At 59.8% G+C, this 741-nt stretch carries 1 protein-coding gene; it reads left to right on the top strand.

Annotated features, from left to right (window positions below; translation table 11 throughout):
- Positions 1-549: methyl-accepting chemotaxis protein (locus D6877_RS00770; RefSeq protein ID WP_241662825.1), on the top strand; the 549-nt coding region annotated here is incomplete at its 5' end.
- Positions 550-741 lie beyond the last annotated feature (192 nt).

The following is a 741-nucleotide window of genomic DNA, read 5'->3' as shown; positions in this document are numbered from 1 at the left end:
GTGGTGCAGACCCTGGCCAAGGACAGCGAAAACATCAACGCCATCCTCACCGCCATTCGCGGCATCGCCGAACAAACCAACCTGCTGGCACTGAACGCGGCAATCGAAGCCGCCCGGGCCGGCGAGCAGGGTCGCGGTTTTGCCGTGGTTGCGGATGAAGTGCGCAATCTGGCGCAGAAAACCCAGAAGGCCACTGAAGAAATCCAGAGCATGATCCAGCAGTTGCAACAGGGCACCCGCGATGTGGTGCGTGTGATGGAAGACAGCCAGAACCGCACCGACGAAAGCGTGCAACACGCGGCGAAAGCGGCCGAGGCGCTGGAGACGATTACCCAGGCCGTGTCGGTGATCAATGACATGAACACGCAAATCGCCAGTGCGGCAGAAGAGCAAAGCGCAGTGGCCGACGACATCAACCGCAATGTGATCAATATCGGTCAGGTGGCGAATGAAGTGGCGGGCGGTGCGGATGAGTCGAGTTCGGCGAGCGCCGGGTTGACCAAACTGGCGGAACAGCAGCGGCGGTTGATCAATCAGTTCAAGGTCTGAAAGATCAAGAGCCCCTCACCCTAGCCCTCTCCCGGAGGGAGAGGGAACCGATTGGGGGATGCTTCAAAAGTTCGTCGATCTGCAGGTCCTCGCTGAATCCATAATCGACTGGTTCTTTCAGATCGATGTCTGACGCGAGACACCTCGGTCGGCTCCCTCTCCCTCCGGGAGAGGGCTGGGGTGAGGGGCTTT

It is taken from the genome of Pseudomonas sp. Sample_9 (assembly GCF_004307535.1).
Lineage (GTDB): Bacteria > Pseudomonadota > Gammaproteobacteria > Pseudomonadales > Pseudomonadaceae > Aquipseudomonas > Aquipseudomonas mercuritolerans.
This window is presented reverse-complemented; position numbering and strand designations above follow the sequence as displayed.